This window comes from Acinetobacter sp. 802_lipA (assembly GCF_058242885.1).
Map to the genome: position 1 here is coordinate 1285857 of NZ_JBZAYP010000001.1, position 14539 is coordinate 1300395.

13 protein-coding genes and 1 pseudogene are annotated in these 14539 nt (G+C 41.1%); 6 read left to right on the forward strand and 8 right to left on the reverse strand.

All coding sequences use genetic code 11. The annotated features are described in order from the left end of the window. Positions 1–1653 carry an acyl-CoA dehydrogenase family protein gene (locus tag AC4CU3_RS06530; protein WP_279045046.1) on the reverse strand — a complete coding sequence of 551 codons (1653 nt, stop codon included), beginning with the start codon at positions 1651–1653 and terminating at the stop codon, positions 1–3. A gap of 78 nt (positions 1654–1731) precedes the next feature. Here AC4CU3_RS06530 and AC4CU3_RS06535 point away from each other — a divergent pair, with 78 nt between their 5' ends. The 4 genes from AC4CU3_RS06535 to AC4CU3_RS06550 all read left to right on the forward strand — a co-directional run bounded on the left by AC4CU3_RS06535 (position 1732) and on the right by AC4CU3_RS06550 (position 4157). Beyond that, on the forward strand, positions 1732–2352 hold the full coding sequence (locus AC4CU3_RS06535; protein WP_279045044.1) for a TetR/AcrR family transcriptional regulator: 621 nt from the start codon (positions 1732–1734) through the stop codon (positions 2350–2352). Between the two features lie 194 nt (positions 2353–2546). Continuing rightward, positions 2547–3071, forward strand: coding sequence for a PAAR domain-containing protein (locus AC4CU3_RS06540; protein WP_279045043.1), 525 nt, complete (start codon positions 2547–2549; stop codon positions 3069–3071). Next, entirely contained in the window at positions 3061–3759 is a 699-nt protein-coding gene (locus AC4CU3_RS06545) for a zinc protease (RefSeq protein ID WP_279045041.1), read from the forward strand. Before AC4CU3_RS06540 ends, AC4CU3_RS06545 begins: the two co-directional genes overlap by 11 nt. Continuing rightward, positions 3756–4157, forward strand: coding sequence for an NF045616 family extracytoplasmic (lipo)protein (locus tag AC4CU3_RS06550; protein WP_326942888.1), 402 nt, complete (start codon positions 3756–3758; stop codon positions 4155–4157). The genes AC4CU3_RS06545 and AC4CU3_RS06550 overlap by 4 nt, the downstream gene beginning before the upstream one ends. A 128-nt stretch (positions 4158–4285) precedes the next feature. Here the strand turns inward: AC4CU3_RS06550 and katG are convergent, their stop codons facing one another. The 3 genes from katG to AC4CU3_RS06565 form a co-directional block, all read right to left on the reverse strand. Further along, positions 4286–6478, reverse strand: coding sequence for a catalase/peroxidase HPI (gene katG / locus AC4CU3_RS06555; protein WP_490738055.1), 2193 nt, complete (start codon positions 6476–6478; stop codon positions 4286–4288). Positions 6479–6911: 433 nt separating this feature from the next. Beyond that, entirely contained in the window at positions 6912–7967 is a 1056-nt protein-coding gene (locus AC4CU3_RS06560) for an MBL fold metallo-hydrolase (RefSeq protein ID WP_114837881.1), read from the reverse strand. Between the two features lie 70 nt (positions 7968–8037). Further along, the gene (locus AC4CU3_RS06565) at positions 8038–8976 is read right to left on the reverse strand and encodes a cation diffusion facilitator family transporter (RefSeq protein WP_126038371.1); all 939 of its coding nucleotides are present in this window, start codon (positions 8974–8976) and stop codon (positions 8038–8040) included. Between the two features lie 318 nt (positions 8977–9294). On the opposite strand from AC4CU3_RS06565, the gene hcaR reads away from it, so the two are divergent. Together hcaR and AC4CU3_RS06575 are read left to right on the forward strand one after the other, a co-directional pair. Continuing rightward, positions 9295–10194 carry a DNA-binding transcriptional regulator HcaR gene (gene hcaR / locus AC4CU3_RS06570; protein WP_490738057.1) on the forward strand — a complete coding sequence of 300 codons (900 nt, stop codon included), beginning with the start codon at positions 9295–9297 and terminating at the stop codon, positions 10192–10194. Between the two features lie 327 nt (positions 10195–10521). Next, positions 10522–11199, forward strand: a complete 678-nt coding sequence (locus tag AC4CU3_RS06575; protein WP_279045037.1) for a DUF1345 domain-containing protein — start codon at positions 10522–10524, stop codon at positions 11197–11199. 9 nt (positions 11200–11208) lie between these two features. Here the strand turns inward: AC4CU3_RS06575 and AC4CU3_RS06580 are convergent. The 4 genes and pseudogenes from AC4CU3_RS06580 to AC4CU3_RS06595 form a co-directional block, all read right to left on the reverse strand. Then, a pseudogene (locus AC4CU3_RS06580) lies at positions 11209–11682 on the reverse strand (IS630 family transposase); the annotation flags it as partial. Positions 11683–11699: 17 nt separating this feature from the next. After that, positions 11700–12047, reverse strand: coding sequence for an IS630 transposase-related protein (locus AC4CU3_RS06585; RefSeq protein ID WP_490738058.1), 348 nt, complete (start codon positions 12045–12047; stop codon positions 11700–11702). Between the two features lie 299 nt (positions 12048–12346). Continuing rightward, positions 12347–13015 (reverse strand): HAD-IA family hydrolase, encoded by a 669-nt coding sequence (locus AC4CU3_RS06590; protein ID WP_148826811.1) that lies wholly within the window; start codon positions 13013–13015, stop codon positions 12347–12349. Between the two features lie 195 nt (positions 13016–13210). Then, positions 13211–14149, reverse strand: coding sequence for an RluA family pseudouridine synthase (locus AC4CU3_RS06595; RefSeq protein ID WP_126038381.1), 939 nt, complete (start codon positions 14147–14149; stop codon positions 13211–13213). Between the last annotated feature and the right edge of the window lie 390 nt (positions 14150–14539).

The following is a 14539-nucleotide window of genomic DNA, read 5'->3' on the forward strand; positions in this document are numbered from 1 at the left end:
TTAAGCTGCCAATGCTCTATGCAGTAGTCGTTCTACGTCGGGTTGTTTCATCTCAAGCATCCCGACAACCCGACCATGAAATGGACTATAACGGCTTTGAATAAAGCCATCCGCCACATAGTCTGGTGCATGCCGTTTCAGTAGGACTGCTTGTGCCAAAATCACCAAACGGCTGACCAAACTGCGGCCCATAAATTGTAGTTCATCAGATTTCTGCTGGAACAACTGAAATAGATTTTGCAGCTCTTGTTTCAACTGTTCATCTTGCATAGCCGTGGTGGCCAAATCTTGAAACAGGATTTCAATCGACTCTACATCACGGCTGATAGCACGCAGCACATCCAAACACATGACATTGCCTGAGCCTTCCCAAATGGTATTGACTGGGGCTTCTTTAAAAATACGTGCCATGATGCCGTTGTCGACATAGCCATTACCACCAAAGATTTCCATCATTTCCCCTGTCAGCTCAACCGCACGTTTACATATCCAGAACTTCGACGCTGGGGTCATAATACGTTTCCATGCTACGGACAGCGCATCCTCCGCTTCATAGCAATGTGCCAAATGAAAACTGAGTTGCATCGCCGCTTCTGTTTCTAAGGCTAAATCTGCCAATACGGCGCGCATCAGCGGTTGTTCAGCCAAATGCTTACCAAAGGCTTTGCGCTGACGGGTATAGGCAAGGCATTGCACTAAGGCTTGTCTAAGCATGGCAGTACTGCCCACCGAACAGGTCAAACGGGTATAGTTCGCCATTTCAATGATGGTGGGAATACCGCGTCCAGCTTCCCCAATCATGATGCCCCACGCCTCTTTAAATTCGACTTCCGAGCTGGAGTTACTACGATTGCCCACTTTGTCTTTCAACCGCTGGATATGGATCGGGTTCTTGGTTCCATTCTCCAACCAACGTGGTACAAAGAAACAGGCCAGACCATCCTGTTCCGTCTTTGCCACCACCAGATGCGCATCACACATAGGTGCAGAGAAAAACCATTTATGCCCTGTGAGTAAATAGGCTTGACCGCGTCCCGACTCTGCGATTGGTACAGCGATGGTTTCATTGGCACGGACATCTGAACCGCCTTGCTTTTCGGTCATGCCCATGCCCAGCCAAATCGATTTTTTCTGGCTGATCGGCACATCACGTTCATCGTATTCTGTAGAAAGCAATTTATCGCCGATTTTGGCCCACAGTTCAGGTTCGCGTTGAATCAGTGGAATACTGCCTAAGGTCATCGAATTTGGGCACAAGTTTCCGCACTCCACCTGCCCTGCCAAATAAAAACGTGCTGCCCACTCGACCCATTTTGAGGATGAATTGGGATGATTAAACGGATGTGCATGGGTATCGAACTGACGATTTAACCCCATCCATTTATGCCATGCAGGATGAAATTCGATAAAGTCTTTACGTCGTCCGCGTGCATCGAAGGCAAGTAAAATTGGTGTATGTCTATTGGCCAAATTGGCATAGCCATAATATTCCGCCGAACCTGCGATTTTCCCCAATTCTGTGAGTTTTGCCTGATCCTGACTGCCATAACGAGTCAGGATTTCTTGTAAAACGCTATCGGTTTCAAACAGGTTGTAATTTTCCAGTTCGTCAAACTGATTACTGATTTGATGGGTCATCCATGCCGTATTCATATCACTTTGCTCTTGTTATGCTGTGCTTTTCATTTCAGTATAGAGAAAAATTGAGTCTGCCATGTTCAGCTTTGTGCTATGAAGAATCCTGAGATCCAAGTCCGTCGTAGACCGCGCCAGTCGCGAGCCAAACTCACCCAAGAAGCTTTGCAAGAAAGTTTTGTTCGGCTTTTGCATGAGCGCCATGCACACGAAATTACCATTCGGGAAATTACCGATGTGGCGGGAGTCGGTTTAGGTACCTTTTATGAGTACTTTTCAAAGAAGGAAGATTTGATTGCATTGACCATTCATCAGCATGTAAAAAGTAATGCTGAAACCTTAAAAAGTTATGCACAAAGGCTGATCGAGTTATCCACAAAATTGAGTTTTGAGGACTATTTACAGCAGATTATTCACTTTCAGCTTGAGCAGATTCAGGCTCGACAGTTTCTCTGGGCGCAGACTTTTTTGCTGGAACGACAGATTTCAAACATTGAAAGTTACCGTAAAAGTTATGCCATGATGGTGCAGATGTGGCATAGCATCCTTGAGCCTTATGTTGGAGATGAAGTGCAACTCCAGCAAATGAGTTTAAATGTGCAGCGGGTATGTTATGGCTTTGTGTCGCAGACCTTGCTGGTTGAGCCTGAGTTTGCAGAATGGGTAATGTTGGAAGGAGATATTATTCAAAGTTTAGGAAAGCTTAATTTTGAATAAAAATAGGCGTTCTATTCATTTTCGCGCTTACATTTAAGTTTTAAATAATTGATATATATAACAATATTAAAATTAGGATCGTGTAAGCCCTATTATCTAAAATGGAATCAATATTTCAGGGTATTCCTTGGAATTTTGTATCGTTTAATTCTTATGGTTTAATAACAATATCGTTAAAAAATTATAAAAAATAAATGAAAGCATTAATCACTGTAGGTTGTAAAACAGATCATGGTGGAATCATTGTTTTAGGTGACTCATCTTTTTTAGCCGAAGGTAAGGCAGTACATCTTGATGGTATGACTCATTTTTGCCCTAAATGTAAGGTTCAATCACGTGCAATAGCATCTAATCAAGGTTTTATGGTCGTGGGTGGAAAAAGCATTGTTGCTGTTGGTGATACCTCTAGTTGTGGATCAAAATATTTAAAAATTTCTGATTTAGCTGTGATGAGTAGTGGGGCTAGTAGTCCAAAAATTGTATCTAATAATACTAATAGTTTTGTAGCTGAACCTAATTTTAAATACGGACAAAAATTTGTACTACAGGATGAGTTAACAGGAGAACCTTTAGCTAATGTATGTTATGAAATATACATGAATGGTGAAACTTTCCACGGTAAAACGGATAAAGAAGGGTTTACTCATTTTATTACTAGTGAAACAGAAGAAGAACTAGAAATAAGAATAATTTTAGAGGATCATGAACATGGCGAATAGAGTAACAGGCAGAGGAAATCCTAAAAATACTGTTTTAAAGAGTATAACTTCTAAATTACAAAAAATAGATGCAGAGATGAAAAATCAAGCTGCTACTATTATTAAAGTCGGAAGTAAAAGACTGTTAACTTCTGGTGAAATAGCTATGTCTCGCCTGATTTTTAAAGATGCAATTGATTACTCTAAGGTCTGGATACATTTAGGTGGCTTAATACATACAAAAACAGGTAATGCCATGACGCCTGCTGGGGAAATCTATTTACCGAAAGATGATTACTTAAAAACACCTGACTATAGCAAAGCTACAGGTGAAAACCGTCATTGGTTTATTCATGAAATGGTACATGTTTGGCAATATCAAATGGGGACATCAACTGGTTGGCTTGGGATAAAACAATTATGTAAAGGAGGATATACTTCGGAGGTCAATTCTGTTGACTCGGATAATGAGTTAGAAGCCTATGACACGGACTTAGGAGGTAGAGATTTAAATAAAAAATTTCAAGATTTTAACTTTGAACAACAAGGTAGAATTATTGAGTTTTGGTTTGATGCTTGTTATTTACAAAAAGTTAATCCCAAACGGGATCATCATCAAAAAAGTTTACAATTATTAGACTATGTTGAGAAAATATTAAGAGATTTTTTACTTAACCCCTCAAATAAAAATTTATTACCGAAATCGTGATTATGAAAAAAATAATATATAGTTTTGTAGCAATGGTGCTTATAGGTTGTAATCAGCAGAGTCGAGATCTTAATACAAAAATTATTAATGATAATTTATGTCTTTTCACGAATGAATCTAAAGATTATGGAAAAGATAATTTTCTAGTTCATTTTGCAAAAATTGACTTTTCTAAAGAATATAGAAGTGAATATGAAAAATCTTACTCAAAAACAGACTTACCTATTAGTGAAAAAAATTGTATAGCTATCCCATTAGATAAGTTAGAAAAAAATTTAGCTTATACAATTACTTTAAGCACTATTAATAAGTCATTTAACTCTCAAATTTGTATTTTAGAAAATAACAGCGGTATTAGTATTAAACAGGTAGAGGCTGGAAAAAGCACATGTGAATAACTCCTATCGCATTAATCCACTTTAAAATTAACATAATTCACGCCATACAAAAATAATACAAAATTTAATAATATCAATATATTGAAATAAAAAACCGTCCTTAAGGACGGTTTTTTATTTCAATTAAACTACTTCACGTCAAAACGGTCTGCATTCATTACTTTCATCCAAGCGGCAACAAAGTCTTTTACAAACTTCTCTTTGTTGTCATCTTGCGCATAAACTTCTGCATATGAACGTAAAATCGAGTTTGAACCAAAGACTAAGTCTGCACGTGTCGCCGTCCATTTGGTTGCCCCTGTCGCACGGTCCACGATTTCATAACGGTTTTTACCCACGGGTTTCCAGTTATATTTCATGTCGGTTAAGTTGACAAAGAAGTCATTGCTCAATACCCCTACGCGAGCCGTCAACACACCTTCTGGTGTACCTGCATAGTTTGTGCCGAGTACACGCATACCACCAACCAACACCGTCATTTCAGGTGCAGTCAAACCGAGTAATTGTGCACGATCTAACAACATTTCTTCAGGCTGTACGCTGTAATCTTCTTTGACCCAGTTACGGAAACCATCATGCTTAGGGAGTAAATCTTCAAAAGAATACACATCTGTTTGCTCTTGAGTCGCATCACCTCGGCCTGCAAGGAACGGAACTTTGATATTCACACCCGCAGCGTGTGCGGCTTTTTCAACCGCTGCCGTACCACCCAGTACAATCAAGTCTGCAATGCTGACTTTTTTCGCTAGACTTGCTTGAATTTCTTCAAGCTTCGCCAAAACTTTAGCTAAACGTTCAGGCTCATTGCCCACCCAGTCTTTTTGTGGCGCAAGACGGATACGCGCCCCATTGGCTCCACCACGGTAGTCTGAACCACGGAAAGTCCGCGCACTATCCCAAGCGGTATTAATCAATTCAACCGAAGTTAAACCACTATTCAGCAACTTCGCTTTTAACTCTTCAATTTCAGCTTCAGACAAAACATAATCGACCGACGGAATTGGGTCTTGCCAAATTAGATCGTCATTCGGTACATCTGCGCCTAGGTAGCGAGATTTTGGTCCCATGTCACGGTGAGTGAGCTTGTACCAAGCACGCGCAAACACTTCAGACAAGTAAGCTGGATCTGCATAAAAACGTTCTGAAATTTTGCGGTATTCAGGGTCCATTTTCAGCGCCATATCAGCATCGGTCATCATTGGGTTGCGGCGTACATTGGGGTTATGTGCATCAACAGGTTTATCTTCCTCTTTGATGTTAATCGGTTCCCATTGTTTCGCACCCGCAGGACTGGTGGTTTTTTCCCATTCATAAGTAAACAACAGATAGAAAAACTCGTTATCCCATTTGGTCGGGTGTGTGGTCCAAGCCCCTTCTAAACCACTGACCATGGTGTTCGCGCCATTGCCTGTACCTTCAGAGTTATGCCAACCGAGACCTTGGAACTCCACGTCTGCGCTTTCGACATCTGCCCCTAAGTTCTCTGCTTTACCATTCCCGTGCGCTTTACCTACAGTATGACCACCCGCAGTAAGTGCGACAGTTTCTTCATCATCCATTCCCATACGGTCAAAAGTGACACGCATGTCTTGTGCAGTACGGAGGGGATCTTGGACGCCATCAACCCCTTCTGGATTGACGTAGATTAAACCCATTTGTACCGCAGCTAATGGATTTTCAAGCGATTTACGGTCTTGGTCATTGGCATAGCGGTTTGCCGTTGGTGCCAGCCATTGACGCTCTTCACCCCAGTAAATGTCTTTTTCTGGTGCCCAAATATCTAGACGGCCACCACCAAAGCCAAAGGTTTTCAGGCCTGCTTCTTCATAAGCCACGGTTCCTGCAAGAATGATTAAATCGCCCCATGAAATTTTGTTGCCATATTTACGTTTGATTGGCCACAGCAGGCGACGGCCTTTATCGGTGTTGACGTTATCAGGCCAACTGTTGAGAGGGGCAAAGCGTTGGTTCCCTGTGTTGGCGCCGCCACGTCCATCTTGTTTACGGTAAGAACCCGCCAAGTGCCATGCGGTACGTACAAACATCCCAATGTAACTACCATAGTCAGATGGCCACCATTCTTGGCTGCTGTTGATGAGTTCACGGAGGTCTTGTTTCACCGCTTCTAAATCCAATGATTTGAAAGCGGCTGCATAGTCAAAATCAGGATCCATCGGGTTGGTTTTTTTATCGTGTTGCGACAGAATGTCGAGATTGAGCGCATTGGGCCACCAATCAGAATTATTGGTGCTGGCTAAACTCGTTTGTCCACCATCTTTCTGGTGAAATGGACAACCTGATGCTTGCATATTCTGTGTCATGTCGAGCTCCAAATTTGATCATCAAATTATGATTATCATGAACCGTTTAAAGTAATTATTACTGTTCTAACATAGCCCCTTTTGATGACAATCTAAAGCGAGTTTTACGAATAAAAACAATCGGATTCTTCTATGTAAATCTTTAAGAAAGAAAGAATTTTAATTTTTCAACAAGATAAGATCCGATGAAAAAACAGCAGAAAGAAAGGCTTTTTATGCGAGGTTGATGGGCATTTTCAATTGAGTTCATCGATTAAAACTGAGACGCCCCCATAAGTAATGAACGCGGCTCAAATTGAGTAAAATCAAACAACAAAAGAAGCGTACTTTCGGTTTTTAGATTTTATTTGAAAGATATTTTGTGATGTCGTTATGGTCTTGGTGATGACTGTTTTTGCCCCAGCCATCACATAATCTTTATATAAAGCATTCATTACACAGTTAAACGTCGACCTTCTCTTAAACAGACAAACGGATTCATCAGCTTTGAGCTATTTTTCATCGCCACTTTTAAGTCAATTTCGGGTTGTTCACGACTTTCATCGGTCAGCTGAAAGGTACGATAGTGAATGGCCATCGAGCATTTGGCATGCAGGTCTTTGTGTGCTTGAAAAGCATCTTGCGGATTCATATGCATATAGCGCATGAGCTCACGCGGTTCATACGCCCCGATAGGCAGTAACGCAATTCGCGGTGCGCCAAAACGCTGATGCAGCTCTTTAAAGTGCGGTGAATAACCCGTATCCCCCGCAAAATAAGCATAGTCAGCGCCACAGTGAACACTAAACCCGCCCCATAACGCACGATTTTGATCGCGCAGACCACGGCCAGAACCATGCTGTGCTGGGGTGTAGACCAGTTTTAAATCATGCAGACGCGCCGACTGCCACCAATCCATTTCCAGCACTTGTAAGTGCTTGGGTAAATACCATCTATTACCTAAGCCTGTATAAATGGGCATAGCGAAACGCTCATACAACCAATTCAGACTGGCAATATCCATATGGTCATAGTGGTTGTGGCTCAAGAGCACTGCATGGATGGTCGGTAAATCTTCCAAGGCAATGCCAGCAGGCATAACACGGCGAGGTCCCCGCCCTTGCTTCGGACTGACATGTTCCGCCCACACAGGATCGGTCAATAAGTTATAGGGTCCAATCTGCAGTAATACCGTGGCATGCCCCACAAACCACACCTGCCAATCCTTTAAATCGGCATGAGGCCGATCTTGCGGCAGGCTTTTTTTATCGGCATGAAAGTGCGCATACTCTTGCGCCAAATCTACATTCCATGTCGAAGATTTACGCTTAATCAACCATTTCAGCAAGTCGCCTCGGCTACGGCCCTCAGGTCGACGAACCGAATTGACAAAGCGAGTCCCGTTATAATGATCGGAGTGTAGAAACTGAAATTCGGGCTGTCGCCATGTATGGGACATGGTATTTTCAGTCGGAATTTGATAATGGAGTTCAGTTGATTTTGGCTTCATTTAACGTCGTTATCTTTATTGCAATACACCAGTAACAGGACCAGTTTTGAAAACTGACCTCTACCTTAACCTATTCCAAGCGTCCTTGCATTCGCTCTAACCACACTTTTTTTGATTGCGGCTTCACAAAGAGTGCCACAATTTCAGGATGTTTTTGTTTAATTTTTACTTCAATTCGATTAACACACGCTTCTATCTCATCGGTAGTGAGGTGATCTTCAAATTCTACACTCAATGAGGCCAAAACCTGTTTGGCGCCCATTTGCTCGGTCAGTAAGCCGTTGGCCGACAGTACGCCTTCATCGTCTTGGGCAATTTTTAAGATATTTTGCCGTACATGCAGGTCCGCGGTTTCACCGAGCAGTAAACCTTTGGTTTCCCGTGCCAAAAGAAAAGCAGACACCGCCAGAACCAGCCCAATCAGAATGGATGCCACCCCATCCAGTGCAGGCATATTTAAACGATGTGCCAAATAAATACCCAGAAAGGCAATCAACAGACCAATTAATGCAGCAGAGTCTTCAAATAGAACTGTAAACGTGGTGGGGTCTTTACTGCGACGAAAGGCCTCAAAATAACCTTGCTGACCTTTCGCCTTACGAAACACTTTCAGAGCAACACACCATGAAATACCTTCACTTACAAATGCAAAGCCAAGTACAACATAATTGATGGTCGGGTTTAAAATGGGTTCAGGATGCAAAATGTGCATGATCCCATTGTACATAGACACCAATGCCCCTAAGGCAAAGACCATAAGAGATACAATGAAGGCCCAAAAATATAGCTCTCTCCCGTAGCCAAAAGGATGATTAAAATTGGCGGGTTTATTCGACTTCTTCAGTCCATATAACAGTAAAATTTCGTTTAAGGTATCCACAACAGAGTGAATGGCTTCACTCAACATGGCAGAGCTGTTGGTCAAATAAGCCGCAATAAATTTTACCAGCGCAATGGCTAAATTCCCCAACAGCGCGGCATAGACCACCAGTTTATTTGAATCTGCCATATCGATTTTTAGCCCATATGTTCAATTAAATTATATTTATGTTTTTATCATATCCAATTTCAGCAAAACGCAATTGTATTTTTATGTAGTTCACCTCACCCGATTTTCAGGTGATTGGAATGAACTATTTTCAATATTTAATTAATACCTTTTAGCAATTATTAAACCTGTTATTTCATATACGAAAATCTCAAAAATCAACCCAAGATCATTTATTTTCTAAATAATTGAATCATCTTCACGGCATTGTTGTTTATCGATTATACTTTACTGCAGTCATGGTAAGACATTTTTTGGATTAGTCAGTGGGTTATTTATATGGAACTTAGACACCTTCGCTATTTCATTACTGTTGCTGAAGAACTGAACTTTAGTAAAGCAGCACTGAAACTTTATACCGCTCAACCCTCATTAAGTCAGCAAATCAAAGACCTTGAAGAAGATGTCGGCGTACAGTTACTGTATCGAACCAAGCGAAAAGTTGAACTCACGGAAGAAGGTGCTGTTTTCCTTGAACAAGCACGTCTCACCTTGGCTCAGGCAGACAAAGCGGTCGCTATGGCACGCCAAGTGTCACAGGCCAAACAGCAGATGCTCCGCATTGGTTTTGTCCCTGTTGCGGAAATGAAAATCTTTCCTTATGTGCTGCCCAATTTAAGAGTACAAAACCCAGAATTAAAAATTGAGTTGTTCAGTATGAACAATACTGAGCAACTGCGTTTGCTGAAAAAAGGTGAATTGGACATTAGCTTTACACGAAATAATGTCCATAGTGATGAAATTGAAAGCCAGTTTGTACTGCGTGAACCACTCATTTTCCTATTGCCGAAAGATCATCCTTTGGCCCAATACGAGCGAATTCCGGTTAAAGCATTAGATCGCATTGATTTTATTATTCCCGCAGCCGAGCAGTCACAGACTTTACACCAGACCATTTTGGAATTTGCCAAAGCCCACAATATTGAATTTAACATTGTGCAAAAAGCTGACAACATCCTATTCAATATCAACGCGATTGGCTTGGGGCTCGGCTGTACAATTTTACCCGGTTACATTGCGCCACTTAGCATGAACAACACGGTAATTCGTCCACTTGAGGTTGAGCTGCCGTATTTGGATCTGTATGTGAACTATCGTAAAAATAACAGCTCAATGGCAGTGACTAAATTTATAGAATTACTGACTCGGGTATTTTATTTGGATATTAACCGCGAATAAATCCGCAGTGAGTCCTGATTATTCATCTCATTCGGCGCGCCACTATTTTCTGAATAAAATAAATAGTTACGCGCCTTTCTCATAGAACTATACGCTGTAAGACAAGCATATTTTCACCATTTTGTTTTTCAGTGATGTCGATGACATCTCGCTTTTTCATTTTGTATTCTTTTTAAGCTAGGATAGGCTAATAAAAACTAACTTTTGTCAGGTTCCCTACAGCTGAAGTCCGAACACAGACTGATACTGAAGACGTAGGTACTGATACTTAAGTAGGCACTGCAATTTTAGCAGCACGAAAAAAATAAAACGAAGAAGGAGAAAATTATGCCGATGCCCACTTTGCAGCGTTTAAAAACAGCAATGAAATTTCGCCCCTTCTTTTTCATTAGTTTTTTGCTGACTGCTGTTTTTTATACGCTGCTGAATACATTTAGCGACTGGTCTTGGTCGACCAATCTATTGATCAGTTGGAATATTGCCGTTTCAAGTTATTTACTCAAAACCATGACCACCCTGTGGTCTGTTGACCATCGGCACATTCTGCAACATGCACAACAGCAAGATGCCAGTAAATGGATCATTCTACTGTTGGTCATCCTGACTTTGCTCATGTGCTTAATTGCGATTGTATTAGAATTGACTCATCTTCCGAATGACCCAACCATCAAATATGGGCACTTGGCGCTGTCCTTACTCACCATTATTAGCGCATGGTTCTTTATGCATACCGTATTTGCCATTCATTATGCGCATGATTATTATCTGGCTCTCGCAGACCAACAAGATGCAGGCTTAGACTTTCCCAAAACGGCTCAGCCAACCTATCCCGACTTTTTATATTTTAGTTATGTGATTGGTACTTCTGCGCAAACCGCGGATGTTTCCATTACCTCGCGTTCGATGCGTATTCTCAATATTCTGCATATTATTTTAGCTTATGGTTTTAACACCTCAATTCTCGCCATTAGTATCAATGTCGCAGCAGGTTTTATCACGCTATAGTCAAACCGCTTAATTACCCATACACTCGTTAAAGAAACGACTAAAAAGCTTATCTATTGAGTTAACCAACCATTTTTTCCTTTTTGCTTTCACCCATGCCCACATTTTTTCAATAGGATTAAGGTCAGGACTATAAGGTGGTAACCAAAGTATTTGATGCCCATGTTGGGTTAATAGATCTTGTATATCTGGTCGTTTATGGAAGGCTGCATTGTCCATGACAATTATACTATTCGAGGGTAATTCTGGTAATAAAAACTTATCTACCCAAAAATGAAATACATCCGAATTTACTTTGCTATCAAATAAGCCAACTGCAAATAACTTACCCTCATGGATTGCTCCTATTGCATTGGTTTGATTTTTTAATTGCCAATTATATGTTCCATAACAAGGAGTTCCCTGTTTTGAATAACCATGAGGTCTATGTTCATGAGATTTAAATCCACTTTCATCAAGATAGATAATCGGGTGTTGATACCTTAATCGGTTTAAATCTTTTAAATACTGTTCTCTGAGTTCTGTTTTTGCTTTCGGGTGCCGTAAGGTCTTTTTTTAACTGTGATATTTAGACGCTTGAGCGCATCTCCAATTGTAGAAGTGCTACAACCAAAACGAGCAGCGCGTTCATATTGATAATCATCAGGATATTGCTCAACATCTGCACGTAAGGCATCATCATCAACTTTAGATGGTTTTCTTGGTCGAGTTCTTTTTATTTCGATTCGCTTTTTCCATTCGACAATTGTATTTTTATTAATTTCGAAGTGCTGAGCAACCGCTCGGATAGATTGACCTTCTTCAAGCTTGGCTAATATTTTCTTTCTAAAATGTATTGGATAACTCATATCAGTATTGTATTGGTTTTTTGGCGTGTGGACTATATAAGTACCCTGTTTTTCATTTCTTTGTCATCCTCTCAAATGACAACCATCCAATATAAAGGCAATAATTAAAGCTCTTTAGGCGACAACATCACAAAAAAAGCCCCATCAAAGAGCTTTTTCAAATCACAAACCTAATAATGTAATGAACAGTTCATTCGCCTTAAAACATACTAAAGACAAAAACTTTAAAGATGATCGACCCAAAACTGGCAGGCTCACTCTGACCATCTTCCACAGGCTATATATTTAGACGACTCAAGTTAAATCACTTGTTTAAGGTCAACATATTGCAATAAATGCTGCTGCAAGCTCGGCACATCATCCGCGATGGCTAAAGGTTGATATTGTCTGAGCGTTTCAGGTGTGTGCACCCCATAGCTCACCCCGATTCTCGGCATGGCAATATTACGCGCCATTTCTAGGTCATAACTGGTATCACCGACCATAATCGCGCGTTCAGCAGACACACCCGTTTCAGCTAAAATTTCTTCCAACATCAAAGGATGCGGTTTAGATTTAGTCTCACTGGCAGCACGCGTTGTCACAAATAGTGCCTGGCTCTGCGTTTGTGCCAATACTCGATCTAAGCCTTTACGGCTTTTACCTGTCGCCACCGCCAACTGTAAACCCGCTTCACGTAAGCCATTCAACATATCAGCTACGCCGTCGAACCAGACATCGCCTTTCGAGTTCGCCACATAATGCTCGGCATAACATTGCAAAATCTCAGTATGTAGCTCAGGTACTTGAGGAAATAATCGCTGCGCGACTTCTGGCAAACCTAAACCAATAATACTTTTTGCTGCATCAGCAGTTAAAGGTTGTGCAAATTGCTGCGCGGCAAACAATAAACTCGCCACAATCTGCCCCACTGAATCAAATAATGTCCCATCCCAATCAAAGATTATCAGTTCTACAGGTTTGTTCATGCTGGGGTTCCAATATTTACTTTTATAAAGTCAATTTACACGATGCATTTGCTACACAATGGCGACAAGAAGAAGTCGCTGTTGAGCTGACTTACACTTCCCTTTAAAGCAGTGCTTAAAGCGCGTACAGGACATTCCATCAGCTCAACAAAAGTCATGGCTTTATCACTTCTCCCAAAATGAAAGGGAAAAGATTTAGTCCTTCTTCTGTGCTCTTAGCTGCGCCACAATACTCTGCATATCTTCAGGCAAAGGCGCTTCAATTGGCGCATAACCTGGGATGTCTAAACGCATTGCATGCAGACATAAACGACGCGGTTTCGGTCCTTTATATTCTGTTTCATGGCCATATTTATCATCACCGACCAGTGGATGACCAATGCTTAAACCATGCACACGAATTTGATGGGTACGACCTGAAAGTGGCGATGCATAAACTAAGGTTGCATGCATAAAACGTTCAGCCACATTCCACTGCGTTTTAGACTCTTTACCTTCACTTGACACACGCACACGACGTTCACCATTGGCCAGTTCATAACGGTGCAAAGGCGCATCAATTAACTGCTTGTCTAAACTCACCACACCTTTGACTACAGCAGCGTAAGTTTTCTTAATTTTGTGTTCACGCAACATGTCTTGTAAGCTTTTTAACACACTACGCTTTTTAGAAATCATCACCAAACCTGAGGTATCACGGTCAATACGATGAATCAGTTCTAAATATTTTTTACCTGTCGCGGCACGTAAGCCTTCAATCAGACCATAAGCCACACCACTGCCGCCATGCACGGCAATGCCAGATGGTTTATTGACAACCATCAATCCTTCATCTTCATACACCACACGGCTCAGTAAACTCTGTGCTACTTTGTCAGAAACAGGCGCCGCATTTTCATCTTTTTGTTCATAGCGAATTGGTGCCACACGAACTTGGTCACCAATAGACAACTTAGTTTCTGCTTTTATACGCTTTTTATTCACGCGAACCTGACCTTCACGAATCAGGCGATAAATACGACTTTTAGGCACACCTTTTAAACGGCTAAATAAAAAGTTATCAATCCGTTGCCCTGCTTGATGCTCGTCCACTTCAAACCACGTCACGTTTTGCCATTGTTGGGTAGAATTCATACAGTTACTGCGACCTAAAAAATACGGAATTTGAATAAAAAATGACCATTTAGGCTATGCTTTACACAAGAAAGACTAGCTTAGCCCATAGGCAGATGGTACAAGGTTTGATATAGTCAGCGCACGGATACCACCATAAGTGAGTCAAAAGCTTAATCATTTCAATTTTAAATTGAATAGTTAAGAAAATAACTCAACTCAGCTTGGAACGGTCCCAAAAGAATTATGCCGACGCCGAAGGCTTATTATATCGGCAAAACAGCAAACTGTTAGGTTTAATTGTGCATCTGCACATAAATCAGTTTGCCCAAAAAAATATGTGACCAACGAAGGTTGGTTTTTAAACGTAAACTGATATACATCAGATTAGTCGCTCCCTGATGTCGTATT

Bases quoted from the DNA above. Each gene is read 5' to 3' on its own strand.
- AC4CU3_RS06530 (WP_279045046.1), bottom strand. From the start codon at position 1,653: ATGAATACGGCATGGATGACCCATCAAATCAGTAATCAGTTTGACGAA.
- AC4CU3_RS06535 (WP_279045044.1), top strand. From the start codon at position 1,732: ATGAAGAATCCTGAGATCCAAGTCCGTCGTAGACCGCGCCAGTCGCGA.
- AC4CU3_RS06540 (WP_279045043.1), top strand. From the start codon at position 2,547: ATGAAAGCATTAATCACTGTAGGTTGTAAAACAGATCATGGTGGAATC.
- AC4CU3_RS06545 (WP_279045041.1), top strand. From the start codon at position 3,061: ATGGCGAATAGAGTAACAGGCAGAGGAAATCCTAAAAATACTGTTTTA.
- katG (WP_490738055.1), bottom strand. From the start codon at position 6,478: ATGACACAGAATATGCAAGCATCAGGTTGTCCATTTCACCAGAAAGAT.
- AC4CU3_RS06560 (WP_114837881.1), bottom strand. From the start codon at position 7,967: ATGAAGCCAAAATCAACTGAACTCCATTATCAAATTCCGACTGAAAAT.
- AC4CU3_RS06565 (WP_126038371.1), bottom strand. From the start codon at position 8,976: ATGGCAGATTCAAATAAACTGGTGGTCTATGCCGCGCTGTTGGGGAAT.
- hcaR (WP_490738057.1), top strand. From the start codon at position 9,295: ATGGAACTTAGACACCTTCGCTATTTCATTACTGTTGCTGAAGAACTG.
- AC4CU3_RS06575 (WP_279045037.1), top strand. From the start codon at position 10,522: ATGCCGATGCCCACTTTGCAGCGTTTAAAAACAGCAATGAAATTTCGC.
- AC4CU3_RS06585 (WP_490738058.1), bottom strand. From the start codon at position 12,047: ATGAGTTATCCAATACATTTTAGAAAGAAAATATTAGCCAAGCTTGAA.
- AC4CU3_RS06590 (WP_148826811.1), bottom strand. From the start codon at position 13,015: ATGAACAAACCTGTAGAACTGATAATCTTTGATTGGGATGGGACATTA.
- AC4CU3_RS06595 (WP_126038381.1), bottom strand. From the start codon at position 14,149: ATGAATTCTACCCAACAATGGCAAAACGTGACGTGGTTTGAAGTGGAC.